Origin of the sequence: Arthrobacter sp. B2a2-09 (assembly GCF_027587375.1) — a bacterium.
GTDB lineage: Bacteria > Actinomycetota > Actinomycetes > Actinomycetales > Micrococcaceae > Arthrobacter.
Genome location: NZ_JAMXIC010000014.1, coordinates 58,882 through 82,371, shown reverse-complemented (window position 1 = coordinate 82,371; position 23,490 = coordinate 58,882). Strand labels below are relative to the sequence as shown.

The window sequence follows — 23,490 nt, the reverse complement described above, 5'->3', positions numbered from 1 at the left end:
CATCCCCCTTGAAACCCCCGGGCTAGCTAGTTGATGAGAACCTCACAACCGAGGCTGTCAGCCGAGGCCGGCAAGATTCCACGCCCTTGTGAATGCCCAACAACTAAGAGAGGCGCAACGCCTATCAATCAAAGGAGAACAACCATGTTGACAGCAGCCTCCAGCCTCACCGTCAAGGCCGATGACCCCGCCTCACGAGACCTTCAACTTGAGCAAGCCGCTTCATTACTTCGGGGAGTAGCGATCCGTTGCGGCATTCTCGTAACCAGGGTCGACTACCTAACATTCACGGTAGCCTTTAGCCCCGACATCCCGTACGGCCTCACCCAGGAAAGAGACCTTGTAAAAGAGGGTCAACATGCATTTGCCAAGAATTCGCCTAAATCATCCCGGAAGCGCCTGACTTCCTCAAATCGACGGAATGGTCCCCTCGCGCCAGCGCAAGATGGCGATCCGTACTTAAACGAAGAACAGGAACACGAAATAGCGGAGACGCAACCCCTGCTGATTTGGAAAAGCCTCACGCGTGGGGACGTCGTGTCACTTCGAACGGCGGGGAATCGGGACCAAATAGGAACAGTGGAGGCAAGTACAAGCGACGGGCTCATTATTTGGATTAGGGACGACCTAAACGAGAGAAGACTTTTCCACTTCCACGACTGTCAGTCCGTGAGGCTCCTCGTTAGCCGCAGCCAGCCACGGACCCAGGTGAGTGAAGGATTGGGTCCTCCGCTCTGCGGGCCGGCTCACCGTCCCAGGGCGTGACGAGTCGAATGCGCTTAGTGATCAGGTTCCCGGTGCACCCTTCCCCGGGCCATCAATGCGCGAGGGCCCGGTTTCAGGCACTGCATCGAATTCCGGTGCAACGCCACCGACCGAGATAAGAAAGCCAAAGATGACCATCCCAAAGGAAATCGACACACCGGAGATAATGATCGACCGGGACGTGCTCCAGCGAAATATCGACCGCATGGCAACTGCCGTCCGGACAAAGGGCCTGCACCTTCGGCCTCATGTCAAGACGCACAAAGTTCCCGAAATCGCTGAAATGCAGCTGGCAGCCGGAGCCGCCGGACTGACTGTGGCGACCCTCGGAGAGGCCGAAGTCTTTGCAGAGCACGGAGCCAAAGACATCTTCATCGCCTATCCCCTCTGTGTCGGTCCCCGGCAGGCTGAACGGCTGCAACGCCTGGCAGCAAGAGCCAGGATCGCAGTAGGTCTCGACTCACGGGAAGCAGCAGAAACCATGGCCGCGGCCCTGGGCGATGCCGTCGGTGAGATTGAAATCCTGCTGGAGATCGACAGCGGCCATCACCGCAGCGGGATAACACCGGACGCCGCTGTCGAAGTCGCCCAAGCCGCGGCGCGGGCAGGGCTGCGCGTAACGGGAGTTTTCACATTCCCCGGACACAGCTATGCTCCGGGCATGCCGCTAAAGGCAGCCGAGGAGGAACGGCTGGCCCTCGGCAAAGCCGCCGAGCGGCTCACCGCGGCGGCTTTCCACATCACCCACCGCAGCGGCGGGTCCACTCCTACCGCCACCCTCACCGGCTCATCCGGAGCCACGGAAGTCCGTCCCGGCGTGTACGTCTTCGGAGATGCCCAACAACTGGAACTGGAACGCTGCGCGGCCGAAGACATTGCACTGACCATTGCGGCAACAGTCGTCAGCCGCCATGAAGGCACCGCGGCTATACCGCGAAGGGTCATCCTGGACTCCGGCAGCAAAATCCTCGGCGGGGACCGGCCCGGCTGGACCACCGGCTTCGGGCGGCTCCTGGACCACCCGGAAGCCCGAATCACCGCATTATCAGAACACCACGCCACCGTTGTATGGCCGGCTGGGGCAACGCTGCCGGCACTCGGAGACCGACTGCGTGTGGTCCCCAACCACGTCTGCGTGGCAATGAACCTCGTCGACGAAGTCACCGTGATCAGCGGCGGCGAAATCGTGGGCCGCTGGCGGGTAGCCGCACGCGGACGAAACAAATAACACACCCAAGAAGCAGCAAATACGAAAGGCCAAGGCCCATGACAAAGGCACCTGCCACCACATCCAAAGTCGAGATCCGCCTACACGAACTCGGACTGCGCCTCCCCGAAATGGCAGCCCCTGTAGCCGCGTACGTCCCCGCGATCATCAGTGGAGATCACATCTACACTTCCGGGCAATTGCCCCTGGTCAACGGAGCGCTGACCGCCACGGGCAAAGTCGGGGCAGCCATCAGCCGTGACGAGGCCAGGCAGCAAGCAGCCACCTGCGCCATCAACGCCCTGGCAGCGATCAAAGCCCACATCGGAGACCTGGACCGCATCACGCAGATCGTCAAAGTAACCGGCTATGTCGCATCCGATCCAGACTTCACTGAACAACCCGCAGTCATCAACGGAGCCTCAGAACTCCTCTCACAAATCTTCGAGGACTCCATCGGCACCCACGCCCGCTCGGCCGTCGGCGTCACAGCGCTCCCCCTGGGCGCATCCGTAGAAGTCGAAATCACCGCCAGATTCGCATAGCCGCCGCGACATTCTCGTCTACCTCAACAGCGAGCCGAGAACTGCAGGCGAGGCTTCCGAGCCAGAACAAATGGAAACCCAAGGACTCTGTAGTCCGAGGTGAATGTTCGGCGTGCCCCGCGATCACCCCGATGTCGTGGGAGACCAGGATCATCGCCATGCCGAGCTGTGACTCCAAGTCGTCGAGCAGATAGCGGGCTGATTCTGGCGGGGCTGGTTGTCACTCCAGTGGCTCCGGATTCCGGCCGTTGCCTATCCGGCACCACCTGAGCGGCGGATGTCGCATTGGCCAACTATATGCGAGCAGACTTCGTCTGTTTCGACAAATCGGCTGGCCGAGACCTCTGGCATATTCACCAGTATGGAGATCACAACCAGGTTGCCCGAACTCGTGCACGCGGCCTTGCTCCTGTGCCGGGACGGCAAGCTATCGCTGGACGATGACATCTCGAAGCAAAACGAAGGGCATTTGAACTATGCATGATCTGATCCTGACCGGCGGAGAGATTCACGACGGCTTCGGCTCCGCTCCGATCACCGCCGATGTTGCTGTAACTAACGGCCGGATCACTGCGGTAGGCACCGATCTCGGACCGGCGAGGCGCACTTTCGATACCACCGGACTTGTGGTGGCACCCGGGTTCGTCGACGCCCACAGCCACTCCGACAAGGTACCGTTCCTTCCAGATCCACAGCCGTTCAAGCTCTTCCAGGGTGTCACCACAGAGATCATCGGCAATTGTGGGTTCTCGCCGGGGCCGACCAATCCCGCAGTCACGGAATCGGGTGCAGTCACGTTGGGGAAGCAGGAGTTCCGCACCTTCGGCGAATATCTGGACGCCGCGGAGGCGGCCGGACCGAGCAACCACCTGGCCGCGCTGGTCGGGCATAACACGGTCCGGATGGCGGTGGCCGGGATGGAGCTCGAGCTGCCACCCGGCGGACTGGACCGGATGTGCGATCTAATCGAAGAGGCGTTCGCCGCCGGCGCGGTCGGGTTCTCAAGCGGCCTCGAGTACGTCCCAGGTGCTTATGCCGACCGGGCGGAGCTGATCGCCCTGGCCCGTGTGGCCCGCCGGTACGGCGGCACCTACGCCACTCACAGTCGCAGCGAGAGCGAGGGTCTGGCCGATGCACTGGACGAGGCTGTCGACGTGGCGCGATCTGCCGGGATCAGGCTGCAGTACTCGCACTGCAAGGCCTCCGGCCGGGCCGTACACGGTTCCTCGCTACTGATCCTGGAAAAGCTGGCAGCGGCCCGTCGCAGCGGTGTCGATGCCAAGGGTGATCAGTATCCATACCAGGCGTTCGCAACTGACCTGTTAGCGATGTTGCCCCCGGCCGCTTGTGAGGGCGGGGTGGAGGCGATGCGGGCCAGGCTGTCTGACCCGGCCACCCGGGCGTCGCTGCAAGCCGTGGCCGAGAACCCCCACACCGGGATGGGCGTCGGACTATGGCGAGAGGTGCATCCGGAAGACGTTCAGATCCTGCGCCACACGGACCCTGCGGTGACCGGTCGCCGGCTGGCCCAGGTTCTGAACGGCCGGAAACCGTGGGATGCGTTGTGCGACCTGCTGATCGCCGATCCGCACGCCAATACCGTCTGCCACACCATGGACGAAGGAGACGTGCTGTCGATCATGGCCGATCCGTTGGTCGCCATCGGCTCTGACGGCGGATCACCGGTCGGTCCGAATCACCCGCGCGCCTTCGGGACGTTCCCGACCTTCCTCGGTACCTACGTCCGTGATCGCGGCGTGGTGGACCTGCCCGAGGCGATCCGCAAGGTCAGCTCCGCAACTGCCGGCCAGTTCGGGCTGACCGATCGAGGCTGGCTAGGTCGCGGGGCCGCCGCCGACCTCGTGGCGTTCGACCCAGCGACGATAGGTCACGCTGGTACTTATGAGCGACCCGATGTGCGACCGACCGGAATGGTGCACGTGTTGCTTGATGGTGAACCGGTGATAATCGACGGCGAGTTCACGGGTGCACGGCGTGGACGGATGTTGCGGTCGGGACGGCCTTGAATGCAGCCTCGGTGCGTCGATGACAAGCTCACCCACGTTGTTCGACACCGTGCTATTGGTGCCGGGATGGCCCGCTAAGGCTGCGGGAGATCAGGAAAAAGCCAATCGGCTGAACTTCGGCCTCAGGGCCAAAGACACACCAGAGATCGCGAACCAGACTCATCGCATGATCGAACCTTTGTACGCCGGTTTGAAAAACGGACCACCGAGATCGAATCCGACCGGCCACGATTTTCGACCGTTGGCTCGAGACAATCATGGATTAAGCCGCCACGCCCAAGCAGAAGGACGACCGCTATGCCGAGAGAACCGCTTTTCATCCCGATCAAGGACCAGATGGACGCCGCGATGGCCCATGTTGGAAGTCTGGCGCCGGCACCGGGCTCGCAGGCGGCATTGATGCGCAACGGTGAGCTGATCTGGACAGGCGTGCACGGCCTGGCGAGGGTCGACCAAACCGTCCCCGTCTCCGACAGGACGCCGTTTTGCCTGGCCAGCTTCGGAAAGCTGGTCCTCGCAGCCTGCACGTTATATCAGGTTGAGCGCGGCGTCATCTGTCTCGACCGACCGATCGCGATGTATCTCGGCGACGATGTGCCCGGCGCGGACACCGTGACGGTCCGTATGTTGCTGACGCACACGGCGGGCTATCCCGACATCTATGCATCGCCGCAGATGAGCGTACTGTTTCCCCCCGGGCCCGAGGAAGCCCTGTATGAGGCTGCCGCGTCGGACCCGGCTGTGCGCAACGCCTACGATCCGAACCAACCGTTCACCTGGTCGATGTTCGCCGAGGCTCTTGGCTCTCCCGTCGACCCGGGTCGGCGCTGGGCCTATTCCAACACGGGCTACCTCGTCCTGGCTCAGGTGCTGGTGCAGGCGCTTGGCAGCGACGAGCAAATGGAACGTGCCTGTTCCCGCCTCATCCACTCAGCCGGTGGCTCTCATCCGATGAACGACGATCTGCTGACCCTGCGACGGTCCCCGCGCATCGCTGGGTTGCTGGCACACGGCTACCAGCGGCTGTCTGACGGTTCGTTCCACGACACCTATGCTGCATGGCGGCCATCCGGCATACCGGTCGACTTGTTCGGTCTGCCGTTCGGCGACGGCTTGTTCGCCGGTACGGCGATCGGGGCAGCACAGTTCCTCGACGGCTTGTTTGTCCGCAGGACGCTGCTCAACTCGGCGTTCCTGGAGCAGATGGTTTCGCCAACGCCGCAGGCGATGGCCGGACCCGCGGAGCCAGTCCGGATCAACAGTTACGGGATGGGCACGTTTCGCACACAGGTGGCCGGCAGCGTCTGGCAGGGCCATAGCGGTTCGTACGGTGGGTACACCGCAATGGGTGCAAGTGAAGTGTCAGCCGGTGTCACCTTGGTCGCAGTTGCAAACGGCCTTCCCCCCATCGGTAGCACGCCGTCCGCTGGCGTGGTGGAGACGCCTGCTGGCACAGTGTGGAACGCGCTTGCCGCGGTCTGCGCCGACTATTTTGAGGCGGGGCCGTGACTTCAGAATGTCGGCCCTGTCTTGGTGGATCCGGCGAAAAACGTGTCGATTTATATAGGCGGCGACGGTAGTGGTGACCTACCGTACGGCCTAGGACTTGTGGATGCTCAGCTCAATGACGTCGAGCCGCCGCAGCCTTGCCAAAGTCAATGACGCCCGCCGACGGAAAACTGGTATGCAAAGTGGTCCCCATGCCTCGTGCGCTTGGCGCTGCAGGATCGTGGCACCGATTGCCCAATACATTTCGGCCATCGCGTTGCTTGCCGCCTGCTGCGTGCGGAATTGCGCCGCGGCAACCAGTTCCTTGAGGGCAGCACTTCGAACGGGTTGTGCAGCGCCTGGCGAATAGTCCGGAGTTCCTTGGACCGTTCGCTTCCTCAGCCCTCGACGGCGGCCTGGCGGGCTCCCGCTTGCGGTTCCCGTGGCTGCCCCATGAGCTCCAGGCCGCTGAGGGCCCGTTGTGCGCCTTCGGCATCCACGCGCTCCAAGGCGAATCCCATGTGGATGAGGACCCAAGTCCCGGGTTTACGGAAGTGAGCCTGCTGATTCTTGCGGGTGGGGCGGCGGCTTCCACCCTTCCCTGGTATGCGATCCTGACGTTGCCCGTGTTGTTTGCCGCTGGAATGAGCCTGCTGGACTCGATCGATGGCGTCTTCATGAACTTCGCTTACGGGTGGGCATTGTCCAGGCCTGTCCGTCGGGCCTACTACAACATCGTGATCACGGGATTGTCCGTCGCAGTGGCGCTGGGCATCGGTTCTGTCGAGCTGTTTTCGATCCTCGTCCAGAGAACCGGTATCAGCACCGGCCCGCTGGCCGCGATCGGCAGACTGGACCTCAACGCCGTCGGATACCTGATCGTGGGGCTGTTCATCGTGACGTGGATTCTCGCGTTGGGCATCTGGAAGCGGGCTCATATCGAAGACCGTTGGTCCGGGAAGGCCCATATGTGAGCGAGGGTTTCCGGTGGGAGCGCCATATGTGAGCGAGCGTCGGGTCCTTGGGACGCTCGCTCACTTATGTGGGTGTTTTTGGAAACGCTCGCTCACATCATGTGAGCGAGGGTCGGGCTGGGAGCGCCATATGTGAGCGAGCGTTTAGGGTTGAGGGATGCCGTCGTTCCAGACCAAGTTGAAGATCACCGGGCTCAAGCCAGGCAATCCGCCGGAGTCGGTGATGGCCGCTGCGCTCGAGGCCCTGGAAACGCGGCACCACGTCGAATCGAACCAGTTGGACATCGTCGGCGGCGTTCCGCAGATCAGCCTCCGCTTCATGGTGGAGGACCGCGACTACCCGGGCGAGAACAGCGAGGCCCGCGCGTCGGCAGCCATGATGCGCGACGCCGTCGAACGCGTAGCGCTCACAGGAAACCTTTACGTGCTTCGCCGCAAGCGGGGGAAATGGTCGCCGGTCTAATCGGCCTGGCGCGCGTCACGCTCGGCAGCTTTTTGCCGCCATCGACGGCGGACACACCCTGAAATTCGCGACATGACGAACCGCGGCACCATGAAACGCCGCACAGCGTGACGCTGTTGGTTGCACGGGGCAGGCGCCTAAAGGTGCGGCGGCTCGCCCGGCTCGTCCACCGGCGAGCGGTCGCCGCGGCGACGCGTGACGAGCACGCCCACCACGACGCCGATTAGCAGCCCCACGCCGACGCCGATCAGTGAGCTCGCCCAGAACGGAAGCTTCGTCGTCGAGCCCGCGAAGTAACCCAGCCCGGCTTGCCACGTGGCCCACAGCAGGCCGCCCAAGCCAGCACAGAGACTGAAGCCGCGGGAGGAAACCTCGGCGATCCCGGAAGCGGCCGACGCAGCAAGCCGCCCACCAGGGATGAACCGGGCGCCGATAATCGCGCCGTAGGTGGAGGAGCGCCCGGCCCTGGCGATGGCCCGGTGGATGCCCTGATGGACTTTGCGGCCCCAGGCCCAGCGGTCCAGAATATGCCCCAAGCGGCGTTTGAAGAGCTGGAAAACGATGACGTCCCCCAACCAGGACGCGCCGGCGGCCAGCAGACCCACCAGCCACAGGTTGACCCGGCCCTCAGCGGCCAGTGCGCCCCCGGTGATCACCAGCATCTCGGAGGGGATGGGCGGGAATATCGCGTCACCCACCACCATGGGGATGATCCAGACATAGATCGCGGCTCCCCAGCCGTCGGCCGTGGTGATGTCCATGGGCACAAATTACCCCACTTTGGTGCATCCGCCGGAGTGTCGTGCAAGACTGGCGCCATGCGGCTCGAAATCCTGCAAGGTGACATCACCACGCGCGACGTCGATGCGATCGTCAACGCTGCCAACTCATCTTTGATGGGCGGCGGCGGAGTGGACGGCGCGATCCACCGCGCGGCCGGCCGGGAGCTCCTGACCGCGTGTATGGAGGTGCGCGAGCGGTACCCGCACGGACTGCCAGTGGGCCAGGCCGTGGCTACCCCCGGGTTCAAATTGGCCGCCCGATGGGTGATCCACACCGTTGGTCCAAACAGGCACGCGGGCCAGAACGATCCGGAACTGCTGGCTTCTTGTTTCCGCGAAAGCCTGAAAGTGGCAGCGTCCCTCGGGGCGCGTTCCGTTGCATTCCCCGCAATCAGTGCCGGGGTCTACGGCTGGGATGCGCGCGAGGTCGCCACAGTAGCGCTCGACGCCGTCGGCCGGTTCGACGCCGAAAGCTCCAGTGGGCTGGAACTCGTCGAATTTGTACTTTTCAGCGCGGAGACGACGGACGTATTCCGGAGCGTGTTCGGGGCTTCGGAAGGGTGAGGAGGCCCGCATGTGCTTTCACGTTGCCTTTGCGGGTGGCGCGCGCTTTCGCGGGCGGCGTCAGGCGGACTGCGCCTCAAGCACGGACTTCAGCTGGCCGAGCTGTCCGACCTCCGACTCCATTGTCTTGGTGATCATCGATCCCATGAGCTTCATGAAACCCTTGGGCTGGAGATCCAAGGCAAAGCGTACGGTCGTGCCGCCGTCGTTCTCGTTCAGCGTGAAGGATCCTGTTGGGCGGGCGGGGCCGGCAATGACCTGGAAATCGAGTCTCCTGCCCGGCTGGGCTGCGATGATCTCGTAGTCACCGGCGATCGTGCGGCCACCGGGGCCCGCCATCGTCTGGGAGTACACAGCACCCTGGTTGCCTGCTTCCCCGCTTGCAAGGGCGACGCTCTTGACCGCCGGACGCCACAGCTTATTGTTCAGCCCGTCGGCCAAGAAGGCGTAGACGTCGTTTGCGGGGCGGTTGATCGAGACTTCGTTTTCAGCGTGGGCCATGTGGTTCCTTTTCGCGAGACCGAACACCGCCCGCGGTCGTCGGGCCGGCAAAACTGAGCATATAGCCCTGCCCGGTTGGGAACGCGGAAACGCGCCATAGTTTCAGCGCCCCGGCGCTGCCCCACCGGACGCTCGCTCACTTATGTGGGTGTTTGGCCGGACGCTCGCTCACTTATGCCGCGCTTTTGGCCGGCACTCCTGCAGGTGTGACTCCAAGGTGGAAATGTTCCTTAATTTAGGTGAGCGAGCGTTTGGGGAAAAGGCGTCATAGGTGAGCGAGGGTCCCGGGAAAAGGCGTCATAGGTGAGCGAGCGTTTGGGGAAGAGGCGTCATAGGTGAGCGAGCGTTTGGGGAAAGCGTCAGGCGGGGTGGGCTTCGCTCAACTCGAGGCGGCTGCGGTATTCCACGGCCCGCTTGTTGATGGGGTCAACGAATCGGATGCCACGGGCAAGCAGCTGCAGGGGCCTGGAGTAGTCGTCCGGGGCCTTGTCCAGGAGTTCGGGGTAGAACGCGTCGTTCACGATTCCCAGCCCGAGCGAAGCCATGTGCACGCGAAGCTGGTGGGTCTTGCCGGTGTGGGGCTCAAGCCGGTACAGCGCTCGGCGAGCGGCGCCGCCGTCGTGAGTTCCGCCGTCGAACGTTCTCAGTAGCTCAATGCGGGTTTCCGCGTTGGGTTCGCCGTCGATCACTTCGGCGAGAAGGTAGCTGCGGGATTTGGTCATGCGGTTGCGCACGACCGCGGGGAACCCGACGGCGGGAAAGCCTGCGGCAGGTGCCGCGGCAGAGACGCACTCGTACTCTTTTTGCACCTGCCGTTTTTCGAAGAGCACCTGGTACTTGCCGCGGGTCTCCGGGTTGGTGGAGAGCAGCAATACCCCGGCGGTCATGCGGTCGAGTCGGTGCATCGGGATGAGGTCTGGCAGGTCCAGCTGGTTCCGGAGCCGGACGAGCGCGGATTCCTGAATGTAGGTCCCGCCCGGGGTGGTGGGCAGGAAGTGCGGCTTGTCGACGACCAAGAGGTGCTCGTCCTGGTGCAGGATGTTGATCTCCACCGGTATCCGAGTCTCCGGCGGGAGGGTGCGGTAGTACCAAATGAAAGTGTGTTCTTCGAGGGGGGTGCGACGGTCAAGAGGTGCGCCGCCCTCGCCGACGATCTCGCCGGCGTCGAACCTGTCCTCGATGCCCTGGGGGTCGATATGGCCCCAGCGGTGCATCATGTAGTCCATCGCGGTGTCCCAAGGCCCCTCGTCCGGGAGGCGCAGACGGGTGGCGTTGACGCCGTCGCGCACTGGAAGGGGGGATTGCATCACCGATCTATTCTACCGGGGCTGCCACAAGGCCCGGCGTGTCTGGCGCTTCCGTGCCCGGTATGCGGCGCCGCGCCTGTAGATGGCAGCCCGGTACGCGGCACCTAACAGGCTCAGTACGTTGTGCCGCCCGGCAAGATGACGGGTTTGATGGGCTGCTGGTTGAAGTTGAAGTCGTTCACCAAGTTGCCGAGCTGGGGGTTGTTCTCACGGACATCGGGCCGGGGATCGGGCCGTCCGTCCGTGGCCGGGTCAAGGCGTTGGCCGTGGAGGAAGTCGTCTTCGATGAACTTGGCGTAGGCGTCGTGGCTGAGGGTTTGGTGGTCGATGTTGCCCTGTTTGGCGTAGGCGCTGATGACGATGCCGGGGACCCGGAGGCCGTAGCCGTTTTGGTCGACGGTGGGCGGAGTGACGTGGTCGTAAAAGCCGCCCCAGTCATCCCACGAGAGGAAAATGGCGGTGCTGTTCCAGTCCGGGCCCGACATGACGGCATTGATCAGGCCGGTGACGTAGGCCTGCCCGGTGCTGATCAGCGCCGGGGGGTGTTCGCTGACGGCTCCGGTGGGGTCGATCCAGCTCACGGCAGGCAATGTGCCTTTTTTGGCCGCGGTGTAGAAGTTGGTGAGGGACTGGATGTTGCCTAGTTGGCCATCCTGCTTCACGGTGTCGAAGTAAGGTAGCGGATTCCAGATGCCCGGTGTTTTCGCGTTCTGGGCTACGGGAGCGCAGGACATGGCGGCGTCGTCTTGGCAGTCGGGCTCTGTGCCGTTGAAGACGTAGTAGGCCCAGGGCACGTTCTGCTTGTGCAGCAGATAGGTCAGATCGGTCCAGGCGTAGTCAGGGGGAGCAAGCAGTTTGGCGGCGGCCAGCAGCTTTTGCTTGAGCGCTTCCGGGAGGGCTGCTTTGTCGATCGCGGCCTGGCAACTCGTATAGGAATCCGAGCCGGAGCAGTTTTGCGTGATGAGGGTGTGGAGTTGCGCGGCAATGTCCGGGGTGATCCCGGCTGCAGCGAGCGCGTCCTTGCAGGCCTTGTTCTGCAGGCCGGCCCGGCATTTGCCGATGATGGTGGACTGGATCGAGGAGGTAAAGTCCGGCGGACTGCCCGGATTCTGGAGGGCGTTCACGCAGGATTGCGGGTCGCCCGCCCGGCTGCATTTGGCCGACCATTCCGAGACCATGTATAGGTGCTCGGGCAGACTCCAGGAGGCGTTGGGTTCGAACATGTGGTCCTGCAGCGTGAAGTCTTTGGCATAGGCCCAGTAGTTGGGTAGGTCCCGCGCGTCGTGGTAGCCCATCACGTCGCTTTGGTTACCGCCCGCGCAGGCTGGCGCGTTCGGTGCGCAGTTGGTCGAGGCTTTCTCGGCCTGGGCAATGAAGCCGTCCATTTTCCCGCCATTGATGTCCGCCGTGGCATTGCCCTGGCTGTGCGGGCCACCCGAGTTTCGGTCAGAGGGGTCATAGTACGGTTTCACGCACGAGCTGCTGGCCGGATCGGGAACGCAGACCGCGGGCGAACTGTTCTGCATCGGTATCCCGTCCGCTCCGGGGAAGGTGCCGAAGTAGCTGTCGAACGAGCGGTTCTCCTGCATGATGACGATGACATGTTGAATCTTCGAAATCCCCGTGTCCACTGCAGGGGCGGAGGCCCCAGCGCCGGCCCCAGCGCCGCCGGCCCCTGACGAGGCGCCGGCTGCAGCGCCGGCTGCCGAGGCGCCGGCCGCCACCAATGACCGGGACCAGAAGGCGCCGAAAAATACGGCAGCGCCAACAAGCGCGATGACCGCGACGATGGACAAGGCAGCGAGGGCCGGGCGCCGTGACGCCCAGGCCCGCATCCGCCCCCTGCGACGCCTGAGTGGCCGATCGGCTCCGGACTCAGCGGGCGGACTATTGAACCTCATCTTGCACCTCACGGACAGTGATACCCGCAGGGTACTCCTTCGCTGACCGCAGTGGTACAGGCCGGCAGGCCTCTCTCCGACGGTGTCCGCGACCCTCCGACGAGAAAAAAGTTCTTGACAAAAAAAGTTGTCGGTAGGCACAATGGAAGCATGTTGGACATCGAAGTGATCGAGGACCCCGCCGCGGCGGAAGCGTCGCTGGACCCGATCCGCACCCGCATTCTGCAGGAGCTGGCCGAGCCCGGTTCCGCCACGCAGCTGGCGGTCAAGGTGGGCCTGCCTCGGCAGAAGGTCAACTACCATCTCAAGGCCCTTGAGCGGCATGGGCTCGTCGAGCTTGTGGAGGAACGGAAGAAGGGCAACGTCACCGAACGCGTTTTGCGCGCGACGGCGGCGTCGTACCTGATCTCGCCAGTGGCACTTGCATCCGTGGCGCCGGATCCCCGACGCTACTCGGATCGCTTCTCCGCTTTCTGGCTCCTGGCCCTCGCGGCCCGGACGGTCCAGGAGATGGGCAAGCTGATAGCGGGCGCTGCCGCGGCCAAGAAGAAGCTTGCGAGCTTCGCGATCGACGGCGAAATCACCTTCCGCTCGGCGTCGGAACGCGCCGCTTTCGCCGAGGAGCTCGGCGTCGCGGTGACCCGCCTCGTGGACAAGTACCACGACGGCGGAGCTTCCGCAGCGGCGAGCGGCGCACGCAAGCACCGACTCGTCGTCGTACTTCATCCCGCACTCAAGACAAATACGCAGCACTCTCCAGAAAAGGAACAGGACAATGACTGACAACCGTGAATTCGAAATCGTGGCCGACACCGAACTGCCCGGCACTCCTGAACGGGTCTGGCAGGCTGTCACCCAGGACACCTCGGCCTGGATGTTTCCCACCGATCAGTGGCCGGCCGTGAAAACCGTGGACGAATACCCCAGCCATCTTGTGACGCGGATGGACGGACCGGACGGCTGGTTCAACCAGCTGGAGCACGTCCTCGAACCGCTCGACGGCGGCCGTGCCAAGCTGCACTATGTCCACAGCGGCATCTTCGCGGACAACTGGGAAGAACAGTACGACGGCGCCAGCAAGCACACCGAGTTCTACCTGCACACCCTGGGCCAGTACCTTCAGTACTTCGACGGCAAACCCGTAGTCTTCGCGGACATCCAGGGCCCGGCGGCCTCGCAGACGCCCGACGGTTTTGTGCAACTGAAGAAGGCGTTCGGCGTGGACGGCGTTGCGCAGGGTTCAACGGTTGAGGTGGACGTCGACGGCGTGGGCCGGCTGAGCGGAGAGCTTGACTTCTCCAATCAGCACTTCCTGGGCCTGCGGACGGCCGACACGCTCTACCGGTTCTTCGGCCGCAATTCCTTCGGAGCTCCCGTGGGCATGACGGTGCACGATTTCAGCGGCAACGGAGATTCCGAACTGACTGCCAAGGCCTGGGGTGGGTTCCTGGAGAAGGTGTACGCGTAAAGGCATCGACGCGGAAGACGCTGGCCGACACGCAAATGGTCTGGCGACTACGGAATTCCGGTGTCGCCAGACCAATTGCGCGTCGCAGGCACATCAGCGTCATTGCCAGCCGCGTGCCACGGCATCCAACGCCGCGGCGTAGATCCCTTCCCAATCGGTTCCGGAGTCCTCCATGTTCGCCAACTCCAGGCTCACCAGTCCGTGGACCTGCCCCCAGATGGACATGGCGATCGTCGCGGCCTCGGCGTCGCGAACAGCCCCCGCTGTCTGCGCGGCGGTCACGGCTTCCATCAGGGGAAGCATGGCTTCCGAGGCGACTGCCGGCGTCGGGCTGCAGTCCACGTATGTGGCAAGTGCGCCGCCAAACATGAGACGGTACAAGGCCGGATGTTCCAGTGCCCAGGAGCGATAGGCGAGGCCAAGGCCTCGGAGCCCACCGCTTTCGGCGATCCGTTGCGAGTCACCGAACGAGCGGAAACCGTCGTCGACGGCGGCCGTCAGCAACTGGGCCTTGCCGCCGAAAAGGGAGTAGATCGCCGTCGTTGAGGTCTCCGCGGCCGCGGCAACGTCCCGGAGCGTGACTCGCGCGGGGCCGTCCCGGTCCACGAGTTCGGCCGTTATCTGAAGAAGCCGCAGCCGGACGATCTGGTCATGAACGATGGGTCTTGCCATGCCTCCAAGTGTTTCATAACATTGTTTCATAACGACGTTATGAAACTCGACCATCGGAACTTGAGCTACCGTTCCCAGACCGAAGGATTCACATGGCACAGGAAATCTTCCCGGGACGTTTCACGGCGGACACCGGGCGTGAGTCGGTGACCGTATTCCTTATCGGAATGCGGGCCAACCGTTGGTGGAAGATCGGCAAAGTGGTGCGCGTGGCATCGGCAATGCCCACCATGCTCCGCCATCTTGCGGCACATCCCGAGTCCGGATTGCTCGGCTGTGAACAATGGTTCGGACGCACCACCATGCTGCTCAGCTATTGGGAGAGCCCCGAACATCTAAGGCGCTTCGCGGCGGACAGGGATTCGCCGCACTTGGGGCCCTGGCGACGTTTCATGAAGGAAGTCGCGGGAAGCGGTGACATTGGCGTGTGGCACGAAACCTATCAGGTGCCGGCGTCGGGAATTGAGGTCGTGTACAACGGCATGCCGCAGTTTGGCCTTGCCAAAGCCACCTCGCATGTCCCGGTCGGCCCGGGCAGCAACACCGCCAAGCAGCGCATGGGCTCCGAGCGACCCAACTGACTCGCAGTTAATGTCGTTCTGAGCCCTCTAAACGACAACAACTGCGAGCCAGTTGGGTGGGGGGAATTGGGTGGAGTAGGGGCGGGTTTGGGCGGGCTACGCGACGGCGGCGGCTTCCTTGGGTGCCTTCAAGGTCCTCCGGAGTTGCGGCGACGCGTCGATCCGGGCTTGGGCATCGCGCAGTGCCAGCACCGCCGTCTCAAGCTGCGCCGGCGCGAGGGTGTAAGGGACACGCATGAAGTGCTCGAAAGCCCCGCCGACGCCGAAGCGCGGCCCGGCCGCCAGCCGCACGCCGAAATCCGGGGCGACGACGGTGAGCGCAGTACTCGACGGCGTGGGCAGCCTGCACCATGCTGTCAGCCCGCCGCGCGGACGTTCCACGTGCCAATCGGGCAGGTGCTCTGCCAGTAGTCCGAGGAGCGATTCCCGGTTCCGCCGCAGCTCCTCAAGCCTGGCATCCAGCGGTTCTGCGAATGCTCGAAGCAGCCGAGTCGCGGCCAATTGCTCGACGACGGGCCCTCCCAAATCCATCGTTGTCCGGGTCTGCACGAAGCGGCTGATCAAGTCCTCTTCAGCACGGATCCATCCGGTCCGGAGTCCGGCCCAATGCGATTTGCTGAGCGAACCGATGGTCACCACCGCCGGACTGAATGCCGCGAGCGGCGAGGTACTGACGGCGTCGAGGTTTAGCTCCCGCAGCGTTTCGTCAACCACCAGGACAGTGCCCGTCCCTGCCGCCTCGCGGACCAGGCGGCGGCGCTGGAGGTTGGACATGATCCGCCCTGTGGGGTTGTGGAAGTCCGGCACGAGGTAGGCCATGGCCGGGCGTTGGTGGCGCATTGCGGCCACCATGCCGTCGATATCCCAGCCGCCCGGCGTCGGCTCGGCGGCAGGCGGCATCGGCACCGGTACCGTGCGAGAGCCGGAAGCGCGGATTGCGTCGAGCGCGTTGGGGTAGCTGGGATGCTCGACGAGTACCTTCTGCTGCCGCCCGGCGAGGGTCTTCAAGATAATGTTCAGCGCGTGCTGGGCCCCTGAAGTCACCAGTATCTGTGCGGCCGTGGTGGGGATACCGGCTGCCGTGTAGCGGTCCGCGATGGCTTCCCGGAGGGGCGGGAGGCCGACCGCGTCGTAGCCAAAACCGGGCAACAGCGCCGGGAGGTCAATCAACGCATCAGCGAAGGCCCGATGCACCACCTCGCCCGTGGCCGGCAGTGAAGCGTAGGCGAGGTCAAGGATCCCGTCCGGAACGGCCAGCCCCGGCCCGCTGACGGGAACCGTCCGGTGCGGAATTCCCGTCCGGCCCCGGCTGCCCTGGCCGCCGCTGAGAAACCCTTGCTCGCGCAGGCTGGCATAGGCGGCGGTGACGGTGGTCCGGCTGACGCCCAGGGTGACCGCGAGCGCGCGCTCACTGGGCAGCGCGACATCGAGCGGGATGCGCCCGTCCATCACCAAAAGGCGTACGACGTCGGCAAGCTCGCGATAGGCGGGAGCGGCGCCGGTGTTCCACGGGCCGAGGAGACGCACCATGGCTGTGGGGTTCAGGGATCCGGGCATAAGACCAGTATTGCAAACTGGCTATGGAAAGCAATGCCAGTTTTCCGGGAGTATGGTTTCATGATGACCCGCAGAATCACCCAGCTCCTGATCGGCCTCGCAATGTACGGGATCTCCCTGGCCATGTTCATCCGGGCCGGCCTTGGCCTGGATCCCTGGGATGTGTTCCACCAGGGCGTCGCGGGGAAAATTGGATGGAGCATCGGCACCGTGGTGGTGGTTGTCAGCTTCCTCGTGCTGCTCCTCTGGATACCGCTGCGGCAGATGCCCGGCTTCGGAACCCTCGCCAACGCAGTTCTGGTGGGTGTTTTCGCGGACATCGGCCTGGCCCTGATCCCCGCGTTCTCGCACTTGGGTGGCCAGATCGCCATGCTCGCCGGTGCCGTGGTCCTCAACGGCATCGCCTCCGCTTGCTACATCGGCGCACGCCTTGGCCCGGGTGCCCGCGACGGACTCATGACGGGACTTGCCCGGCGCACGGGCTGGTCCGTGCGCTTGTCCCGGACCTTGATCGAGGTTGTCGTTCTCGGTGTGGGCTGGCTATTGGGTGGATCCGTCGGCGTCGGAACCGTTGTCTATGCGCTTGCGATTGGGCCGTTGGTTCAGTTGTTGCTGCCGCTGTTCATGGTTCCTGTGAAGGCTCCCCAGAGTCCCGTGGAAGCCGTGCCGGCCGCGCCGTGACGCGGATTCTTCCTGGCGACGCACCGATTTCGTGACGCCTCCGGAACTCCGGGGGCGTCAGGGAATTTCCGCAGCGTCAGCCAGGCGATTTGGGCAGCGTCAAGGACTGGGCTGGCACTCCGGGCAGAAGTAGATGGTCCGGTCTTCCAACCCCGACGCCGGTCCCAGCACCCCGCGGCGAATGGGCGTACCGCAGCGAATGCACGGCTGGTGCTCGCGGCCGTACACCCAGTATCCAGACCGCGGCATTCCCCGGACGCCGGGATAAGCGGTCCCTCGCGTGATCCTTGGCCCTGGGCCCAGATTGGCCTCGAGCAGGACCTTGGCTTCCTCGAGTATCCCCGCCGGATCCTTCACAGCCGACACCGGCGCGGCCGGATGCACCCCAGTCAGGAAACACGCCTCGCAGCGGTAGATATTGCCGATGCCGGCGAGGTTCCGCTGGTCCAACAGCGCGATGCCGATCGGTGTGTCCGGTGCGGCCCGCAGGCGACGAACAGCCTCTTCCGTGTCCCAATCCGGCCCGAGCAGATCCGGGCCAAGGTGCCCCACTGCGCGGTTTTCGTCCGGGGTCGGGATTACTTCCAGAATTCCCAGAGAGAAGCCGACGACGTCGGCCGTCGCCGTGCGGAGGATGCACCTGGCCGTGTGGCCCGGTTTCCTCCAGCGTCCGCCGGGGGCATAGACCTGCCAGCTTCCCTCCATTTTCAAGTGCGAGTGGATGGTCAGGGCGCGGCGGGGTGGTCCGGCCTCCGCCGGTCCAGGCGCGTCCGGCGAAGCCTCCGCGCTCCCGGCTTCCGCCGGCTCCAGCAAGCGCATGAGTAAGTGCTTTCCCCGTGGCACCACCTCGGAAACGGTCCATCCGGCAAGGTTCAGCGTGGCAAACCTGGGCACCCGGAAGTCCGAGGAGACCAGCGCCTGCCCAGCGAGGGCCTTGTGTAACTCCGCGGCAGCACGCCAGATCGAGTCGCCCTCAGGCATGGATCCCCATTTCAGGCACGGATCCTCAAACCCTTCGGCGTGGAGTACGCTCCGGCGGCCGCGAGGGCAAAAGCCACGGGAGTGTCCAGGAGGTCGTGGCCGTTGACCTTCTCCATGATCAATTTGTCCACGGCTCCCCGCCGCACTACGCCTACGAGTGCGGCGGCGGCAGCCGCCAGCACGGCGTCGTCATGGCTGAAAGTGAGCAGGGTCTTCCCTCCGCGTTCGACGTACAAGGCCAAAGCACCGTCGACTATCACTACCAAGGCCCCTGCCTTCCGCCCCGGACGGTGACCCGATCCGGCGTCGACGGCTAGCGCGGGCCACGGGAGGGCCGCACCGTAAGGGTTGGCGGGATCCGTTGCGGCCAGGGCCAAGGCGACTGGCTCGGCCTTGGCAAGTTGGGCATCCTCCGTGAAGGAACGCAATCGGTCCACTGTCGCCGGCACAGCAAACTGGGCTGCTCCGAGGTGTTCGATGAAGTAGCCGCGGCGGCACCGCCCTGCTTCTTCGAGGCGCGCGAGGACCTTGTACATCAGGCCGAATCCGCCCACGATGTTCTCCACCATGACGGAGCCGCGGGTCACGACGCCGTACCTATCGAGGAGGAGCTCGGCGGTCCCGCGCGCGTGGATCGTGGGGTCGAGCTCAGGATCGGGCAATGCCGACCAGCGGCCAACGGCGAGCGGGGGAGTGGGGGCCGTTCCGGTGACCGAGCCGTAGCGTCCGCCCGTGAGTCCGGGCGACCCCATCAGGCCCGTGCCGTGCGAGCGGCCGAGCCTGCTCATGCGCAGGGACCTGGCCCGCGGCGGCCGGGCGGGTTGTTTGTGCGCCGTGCGGCCACCCGCAATCATGGCGCGGACGGGGGCGAAGGTGTCGCCCGTGATGCGGCCGGCCCAGACGAGATCCCACAAGGCGGCCACCACGGCGTCGTCGCTGAGGACCGCGTCCATGCCGCCCGCGACCTCGGTGAGTTGCCGGAAGAAATAGGCGCCCCCACCGGTCTGCAGGTATTCCAGGAGGCGGAGTTGGGCATCGCCGGGCTCGAAATCGGGATCCGGGTTGAGGGTCAGTTCCGCGGCTTCGGCCACATGGAGGCTGATCCAGCCGTCGTTCCCGGGCAACGAGCCGGCTCCGGACCACAAGACTTCGCCTGCGGCCATGAGCTCGTCCAACATGGCCGGTTGATAGTCGGAGATCCGGCTGGCCAGCACCAAAGGCTCCCAGGCCGACGCCGGAACAGGCACGCCGGAGAGCTGATCGATGGCCGTCATGATGCCGTCGAGCCCGCGCAATGCCGGGGCGCCCCTGCCTCCAGAAGAACCAGGGCGGCCGGCAGAGGGCACGGCCACGTTTTGCCAAGCGGGGAGGAACCGGCCGTAAGCAGCGGCGTCCACCGGCTCCACTTCGGCGCGCAGCGCGGCCAGCGAACGACGCCGGAGCTTGCGCAGCACTTCGGAATCGCACCACTCGCTACTAAAAGGGACTCCGCGGAGCGGGACAGCCGGGAGTACCGGCGCCTCCGACAACTCTGTAGCCTCATCGGGAACGGCGTCCGGCAAACTCGGGTGCGGACGGAACTCGCCCTCCACCACACGGCCGTCCGCCGCCAGGCGTTTCAGCGCGGTGCTCACGACGGCGACACCGAGTCCCAGCCTCGCAGCAGCTTCCTCGGCCGTGAACGGTCCGTGGGTTCGTGCGTAACGGGAGACGAGATCCCCGAGTGGATCGTGGACGGGTTCGATGAAGGCGAGCGGGACTCCCATAGGCAGCGGAACGCCGATAGCGTCCCGGAGCCGGGCTGCGTCCTCGATGGCCGCGAATCGTTCCACGCCGCTGAGGGTCACGGTAAGTGCCCGATTGGCCTTACGCAACGCAGCCAGATGCGATCCGGCCGCCAGATGCAACGCGGGCAGATCCGGGGAAGCTTCCGGGGAGGCTTCCACCCCTTCGGGCTGCAAGCGGGCAGCCACCTCTTCGACGCTCAGGGGGCCAAGCAAGCGCAGCAGGTCCGCGACGCCTTCCATGCCACGGACCTGCCGGTCTGGGGCCAGCCGCTGGAGCTCGAGCTCGGTGGCCTCAATGACCTTGGCGTCCAGGAGTTCGCGCAGTTCCACCCTGCCCAGGAGCTCGTTCAGGAGCGTGGAGTCCAGGGCCAAAGCAGCGGCCCTGCGTTCGGCCAGCGGGGAATCGCCCTCGTACAAGTACTGGGCCACGTACCCGAAGAGCAGCGACTTGGCGAAAGGGGAAGGCTGCTGCGTGGTGGTCTGTACCAAGCGCAGTTCCCGGCGCTCGATCGAAGCGGCAATGTCTTTTAAAGCGGGGAGGTCGTAGACATCCTGCAGGCATTCGCGCACGGTTTCGAGGACGATGGGGAAGGCAGGGTATTTCTTGGCGACATCCAGCAATTGCGCTGAGCGTTGCCGTTGCTGCCAGAGCGGCTGCCTTTTCGCGGGATTCTGCCGCGGCAACAACAGCGCACGCGCAGCGCACTCACGGAAGCGGGAAGCGAACAAGGCACTGCCGCCAACCTCCGCCGTCACGATCTGCTCTAGCTCGTCGGGGTCAAAGAGGAACAGCTCAGCCCCGGGAGGTTCGTCCTCCATCATCGGCACCCGCAGCACGATGCCGTCGTCGGCGGCCATCGCCGAGCCGTCCAGCCCGTAGCGCTGCTGGAGTCGCTGCCCGACGGCGAGTGCCCACGGTGCGTGGACCGGCATGCCGAAGGGGCTGTGCAGCACCACGCGCCAGTCGCCGAGTTCGTCATGGAACCGTTCGACCACGAGCGTCCGGTCATTGGGGACGACTTCCGTAGCCTGCTTCTGTTCGCCCAGATACTGGATCAGGTTGCCGGCGGCGTAGTCGTCCAGCCCGCTGGCCTTGCAGCGTTCCAGCGCTGGACCTTGGTCCGAAGCGGAAAGCTCACGCACGAACGCTCCGAGCGCGCGGCCGAGGTCCACTGGCCGGCCCAAGGAATCGCCCTTCCAGAAGGGAAGTTTTCCGGGCTGGCCGAAGGCCGGCGAGACGAGGACACGGTCGTGCGTGATGTCTTCGATTTTCCAGCTGGTGGCACCCAGGGCGAAGACGTCTCCGACGCGTGATTCGTAGACCATTTCTTCGTCGAGCTCACCGACGCGTCGGCCACCTTTGGCAGCGCGCGACGCCGGGCTGGGCTCCTGTGTGGACGCCCCACCGGTCCGGCCGGAGCCAGAATCAGAGCCCTCGGTTTCGGTGCCGATGATGTACACGCCGAAGAGTCCGCGGTCCGGGATGGTTCCGCCCGAGGTCACGGCAAGGCGCTGTGCTCCTGGTCGGCCCTCGATGGTGCCGGCGTTCCGGTCCCACACGATGCGCGGCCGGAGTTCGGCGAATTCGTCCGAGGGATACCGTCCAGCCAGGAGGTCCAGGGTGGCTTCGAAAGCTGAGCGGGGCAGGGTGGCGAACGGAGCGGAGCGGCGTACGGTGGCGAACCATTCCTCGACATCGATGCTTCCCAGCGCGGTGGCGGCGACCGTTTGTTGGGCCAGGATGTCCAAGGGGTTGGCGGGAACATGAAGGCGTTCGATCTTTCCGCTCAGCATGCGCTCCACGGTGATGGCGGTGTGGACGAGGTCTGCCCGATGTTTGGGGAAGAGTACGCCTTCGGAAATCTCACCCACCTGGTGGCCGGCGCGGCCAACCCGTTGCAGCCCGCTGGCCACGGACGGCGGCGACTCGACCTGGACCACCAGGTCCACGGCACCCATGTCGATGCCGAGTTCCAGGGATGACGTTGCTACGACACAACGTAGCCGGCCGGATTTGAGGTCGTCCTCGATGAGTGCGCGCTGGTCCTTGGACACGGAACCGTGGTGCGCGCGGGCCAGGACCGGATCGGCGCCGCTCGTGCTTCCGGCCTGGGCCATCATGTGGGCGGGTGTCGCCGTCGAGGACGGCAGCCCTGAGCGCCGCCCCGAGTCCAGCACCGAATCCGCCGCGGCAGAAAACACATCCACCGCCATGAGTTGGCGCTCCGCGTAGATCTCGTTCAGCCGGGCTGTGAGTCGCTCCGCGAGACGCCGGGAGTTGGCAAAAACGATGGTGGACTGCTTGGACAGGACAAGATCAACGATCTTCTCCTCAACATGCGGCCAAATGGACGCTTGCGGTTGGAGTCCGGAGGCTGGCCCGGAGTCGAAGGCACCCGCGGCTCCTGCCAGGTCCGACATGTCTTCCACAGGTACGCTGACGCTGAGGTTCCAGTTTTTGCGCGACGGCGGTGCGACGATTTCCACGGGAGCCGAACCGGCGAGGAACTGTGCGACGAGCTCTCGCGGCTCCACGGTGGCCGAGAGCCCGATCCGTTGGGCGGGTTTCGGCAGCAACGCATCAAGCCGTTCCAATGACACCGCGAGGTGCGCGCCACGTTTGGTACCTGCAACCGCGTGGACCTCGTCGACGATCACGGTGTCCACCTCGCTGAGCGTCTCCCGGGCCTTCGATGTCAGCATGAGGAACAACGACTCGGGCGTGGTGATGAGGATGTCCGGCGGATGGCTAAGCAACGCGCGGCGGTCCGCCGTCGTCGTATCCCCGGAGCGGACGCCGACGCTGACCAGCGGGGCCGGCAGCCCGAGCCTTTTTGCGGTTTGCGTGATGCCGATCAGTGGCGAGCGGAGGTTGCGTTCGACGTCGACGCCGAGAGCCTTGAGCGGTGAGATGTACAGGACGCGGGTCTTGCGCTTGGGGGCTTTGGCCCGGGCACGGGTGGGTGTGTCCTCAAGCCCCGGAAGGGCGTCAGCCGACGTATCCGGGGACACCGAGAAGAGCCGGTCCAGCGCCCACAGGAATGCTGCGAGCGTCTTGCCGGAACCGGTGGGCGCCACCACGAGGGCGTGCGATCCGGAAGAAATGGCTTTCCACGCACCGTCCTGGGCAGGTGTGGGCGCGGAGAAAGCACCGAGGAACCACTCGCGCGTGGCACGGCTGAAGCGGTCCATGGCTGTGTTGCCAGAACCGCCCGGTAGCTCCTGCTCCTGCATTCCTC

General features: G+C 64.6%; 20 protein-coding genes. 12 read left to right on the top strand and 8 right to left on the bottom strand.

The window, feature by feature from the left end:
* The first annotated feature begins 895 nt into the window (after positions 1–895).
* From NFJ07_RS15530 to NFJ07_RS15495, 7 genes are all read left to right on the top strand, one after another.
* Positions 896–1,993, top strand: coding sequence for a D-TA family PLP-dependent enzyme (locus NFJ07_RS15530; RefSeq protein WP_269995655.1), 1,098 nt, complete (start codon positions 896–898; stop codon positions 1,991–1,993).
* Between the two features lie 38 nt (positions 1,994–2,031).
* Positions 2,032–2,517, top strand: coding sequence for a RidA family protein (locus tag NFJ07_RS15525; RefSeq protein WP_269995654.1), 486 nt, complete (start codon positions 2,032–2,034; stop codon positions 2,515–2,517).
* A gap of 361 nt (positions 2,518–2,878) precedes the next feature.
* Positions 2,879–3,001: a hypothetical protein gene (locus NFJ07_RS15520; protein ID WP_269995652.1), complete on the top strand. Its 123-nt coding sequence runs from the start codon at positions 2,879–2,881 to the stop codon at positions 2,999–3,001.
* A complete protein-coding gene (locus tag NFJ07_RS15515) occupies positions 2,994–4,544 on the top strand; it encodes an N-acyl-D-amino-acid deacylase family protein (protein WP_269995651.1) in 1,551 nt (516 codons plus the stop codon). The genes NFJ07_RS15520 and NFJ07_RS15515 overlap by 8 nt, the downstream gene beginning before the upstream one ends.
* 297 nt (positions 4,545–4,841) lie before the next feature.
* The gene (locus NFJ07_RS15510) at positions 4,842–6,053 is read left to right on the top strand and encodes a serine hydrolase domain-containing protein (protein ID WP_269995650.1); all 1,212 of its coding nucleotides are present in this window, start codon (positions 4,842–4,844) and stop codon (positions 6,051–6,053) included.
* Between the two features lie 329 nt (positions 6,054–6,382).
* The gene (locus NFJ07_RS15500; protein ID WP_333482063.1) at positions 6,383–7,006 is read left to right on the top strand and encodes a HoxN/HupN/NixA family nickel/cobalt transporter; all 624 of its coding nucleotides are present in this window, start codon (positions 6,383–6,385) and stop codon (positions 7,004–7,006) included.
* A 157-nt stretch (positions 7,007–7,163) separates the two neighbouring features.
* A complete protein-coding gene (locus NFJ07_RS15495; RefSeq protein WP_269995648.1) occupies positions 7,164–7,469 on the top strand; it encodes a hypothetical protein in 306 nt (101 codons plus the stop codon).
* Between the two features lie 137 nt (positions 7,470–7,606).
* On the opposite strand, the gene NFJ07_RS15490 is transcribed toward NFJ07_RS15495, so the two are convergent.
* The gene (locus tag NFJ07_RS15490) at positions 7,607–8,230 is read right to left on the bottom strand and encodes a DedA family protein (protein ID WP_269995646.1); all 624 of its coding nucleotides are present in this window, start codon (positions 8,228–8,230) and stop codon (positions 7,607–7,609) included.
* 57 nt (positions 8,231–8,287) lie between these two features.
* Here NFJ07_RS15490 and NFJ07_RS15485 point away from each other — a divergent pair, with 57 nt between their 5' ends.
* Positions 8,288–8,815 (top strand): O-acetyl-ADP-ribose deacetylase, encoded by a 528-nt coding sequence (locus NFJ07_RS15485; RefSeq protein WP_269995645.1) that lies wholly within the window; start codon positions 8,288–8,290, stop codon positions 8,813–8,815.
* 60 nt (positions 8,816–8,875) lie between these two features.
* On the opposite strand, the gene NFJ07_RS15480 is transcribed toward NFJ07_RS15485, so the two are convergent.
* The 3 genes from NFJ07_RS15480 to NFJ07_RS15470 form a co-directional block, all read right to left on the bottom strand.
* Positions 8,876–9,316 (bottom strand): SRPBCC family protein, encoded by a 441-nt coding sequence (locus tag NFJ07_RS15480; protein ID WP_269995643.1) that lies wholly within the window; start codon positions 9,314–9,316, stop codon positions 8,876–8,878.
* Between the two features lie 359 nt (positions 9,317–9,675).
* The gene (locus NFJ07_RS15475) at positions 9,676–10,623 is read right to left on the bottom strand and encodes an RluA family pseudouridine synthase (RefSeq protein ID WP_269995717.1); all 948 of its coding nucleotides are present in this window, start codon (positions 10,621–10,623) and stop codon (positions 9,676–9,678) included.
* Between the two features lie 113 nt (positions 10,624–10,736).
* Complete coding sequence (locus NFJ07_RS15470) at positions 10,737–12,458, bottom strand: alkaline phosphatase family protein (RefSeq protein ID WP_269995641.1); 1,722 nt, start codon at positions 12,456–12,458, stop codon at positions 10,737–10,739.
* Between the two features lie 216 nt (positions 12,459–12,674).
* Between NFJ07_RS15470 and NFJ07_RS15465 the strand changes: the two genes are divergently transcribed.
* Entirely contained in the window at positions 12,675–13,307 is a 633-nt protein-coding gene (locus NFJ07_RS15465; protein ID WP_269995639.1) for an ArsR/SmtB family transcription factor, read from the top strand.
* A complete protein-coding gene (locus tag NFJ07_RS15460) occupies positions 13,300–13,992 on the top strand; it encodes an SRPBCC family protein (RefSeq protein WP_269995637.1) in 693 nt (230 codons plus the stop codon). Before NFJ07_RS15465 ends, NFJ07_RS15460 begins: the two co-directional genes overlap by 8 nt.
* Positions 13,993–14,091: 99 nt before the next feature.
* Here NFJ07_RS15460 and NFJ07_RS15455 read toward each other — a convergent pair whose 3' ends face one another.
* Complete coding sequence (locus NFJ07_RS15455) at positions 14,092–14,664, bottom strand: TetR-like C-terminal domain-containing protein (RefSeq protein ID WP_269995635.1); 573 nt, start codon at positions 14,662–14,664, stop codon at positions 14,092–14,094.
* A gap of 92 nt (positions 14,665–14,756) precedes the next feature.
* On the opposite strand from NFJ07_RS15455, the gene NFJ07_RS15450 reads away from it, so the two are divergent.
* Complete coding sequence (locus tag NFJ07_RS15450) at positions 14,757–15,245, top strand: DUF4188 domain-containing protein (RefSeq protein WP_269995633.1); 489 nt, start codon at positions 14,757–14,759, stop codon at positions 15,243–15,245.
* A gap of 96 nt (positions 15,246–15,341) precedes the next feature.
* On the opposite strand, the gene yczR is transcribed toward NFJ07_RS15450, so the two are convergent.
* Complete coding sequence (yczR, locus tag NFJ07_RS15445; RefSeq protein WP_269995631.1) at positions 15,342–16,802, bottom strand: MocR-like transcription factor YczR; 1,461 nt, start codon at positions 16,800–16,802, stop codon at positions 15,342–15,344.
* 60 nt (positions 16,803–16,862) lie between these two features.
* Here yczR and yczE point away from each other — a divergent pair, with 60 nt between their 5' ends.
* Positions 16,863–17,483 carry a membrane protein YczE gene (gene yczE / locus NFJ07_RS15440; RefSeq protein WP_269995629.1) on the top strand — a complete coding sequence of 207 codons (621 nt, stop codon included), beginning with the start codon at positions 16,863–16,865 and terminating at the stop codon, positions 17,481–17,483.
* Between the two features lie 99 nt (positions 17,484–17,582).
* Here the strand turns inward: yczE and NFJ07_RS15435 are convergent, their stop codons facing one another.
* Together NFJ07_RS15435 and NFJ07_RS15430 are read right to left on the bottom strand one after the other, a co-directional pair.
* The gene (locus NFJ07_RS15435; protein WP_269995627.1) at positions 17,583–18,464 is read right to left on the bottom strand and encodes an Fpg/Nei family DNA glycosylase; all 882 of its coding nucleotides are present in this window, start codon (positions 18,462–18,464) and stop codon (positions 17,583–17,585) included.
* A gap of 11 nt (positions 18,465–18,475) precedes the next feature.
* Positions 18,476–23,485, bottom strand: coding sequence for an ATP-dependent helicase (locus tag NFJ07_RS15430; RefSeq protein WP_269995625.1), 5,010 nt, complete (start codon positions 23,483–23,485; stop codon positions 18,476–18,478).
* Positions 23,486–23,490: the final 5 nt, after the last annotated feature.

Coding starts and splice junctions, on each gene's coding strand:
- NFJ07_RS15495 (WP_269995648.1), top strand. CDS start 7,164: ATGCCGTCGTTCCAGACCAAGTTGAAGATCACCGGGCTCAAGCCAGGC.
- NFJ07_RS15485 (WP_269995645.1), top strand. CDS start 8,288: ATGCGGCTCGAAATCCTGCAAGGTGACATCACCACGCGCGACGTCGAT.
- yczR (WP_269995631.1), bottom strand. CDS start 16,802: ATGCCCGGATCCCTGAACCCCACAGCCATGGTGCGTCTCCTCGGCCCG.
- NFJ07_RS15430 (WP_269995625.1), bottom strand. CDS start 23,485: ATGCAGGAGCAGGAGCTACCGGGCGGTTCTGGCAACACAGCCATGGAC.
- NFJ07_RS15455 (WP_269995635.1), bottom strand. CDS start 14,664: ATGGCAAGACCCATCGTTCATGACCAGATCGTCCGGCTGCGGCTTCTT.
- NFJ07_RS15510 (WP_269995650.1), top strand. CDS start 4,842: ATGCCGAGAGAACCGCTTTTCATCCCGATCAAGGACCAGATGGACGCC.
- NFJ07_RS15480 (WP_269995643.1), bottom strand. CDS start 9,316: ATGGCCCACGCTGAAAACGAAGTCTCGATCAACCGCCCCGCAAACGAC.
- NFJ07_RS15475 (WP_269995717.1), bottom strand. CDS start 10,623: ATGCAATCCCCCCTTCCAGTGCGCGACGGCGTCAACGCCACCCGTCTG.
- NFJ07_RS15530 (WP_269995655.1), top strand. CDS start 896: ATGACCATCCCAAAGGAAATCGACACACCGGAGATAATGATCGACCGG.
- NFJ07_RS15515 (WP_269995651.1), top strand. CDS start 2,994: ATGCATGATCTGATCCTGACCGGCGGAGAGATTCACGACGGCTTCGGC.
- NFJ07_RS15490 (WP_269995646.1), bottom strand. CDS start 8,230: ATGGACATCACCACGGCCGACGGCTGGGGAGCCGCGATCTATGTCTGG.
- NFJ07_RS15435 (WP_269995627.1), bottom strand. CDS start 18,464: ATGCCTGAGGGCGACTCGATCTGGCGTGCTGCCGCGGAGTTACACAAG.
- NFJ07_RS15450 (WP_269995633.1), top strand. CDS start 14,757: ATGGCACAGGAAATCTTCCCGGGACGTTTCACGGCGGACACCGGGCGT.
- NFJ07_RS15525 (WP_269995654.1), top strand. CDS start 2,032: ATGACAAAGGCACCTGCCACCACATCCAAAGTCGAGATCCGCCTACAC.
- NFJ07_RS15470 (WP_269995641.1), bottom strand. CDS start 12,458: ATGCGGGCCTGGGCGTCACGGCGCCCGGCCCTCGCTGCCTTGTCCATC.
- NFJ07_RS15465 (WP_269995639.1), top strand. CDS start 12,675: ATGTTGGACATCGAAGTGATCGAGGACCCCGCCGCGGCGGAAGCGTCG.
- NFJ07_RS15520 (WP_269995652.1), top strand. CDS start 2,879: ATGGAGATCACAACCAGGTTGCCCGAACTCGTGCACGCGGCCTTGCTC.
- yczE (WP_269995629.1), top strand. CDS start 16,863: ATGATGACCCGCAGAATCACCCAGCTCCTGATCGGCCTCGCAATGTAC.
- NFJ07_RS15460 (WP_269995637.1), top strand. CDS start 13,300: ATGACTGACAACCGTGAATTCGAAATCGTGGCCGACACCGAACTGCCC.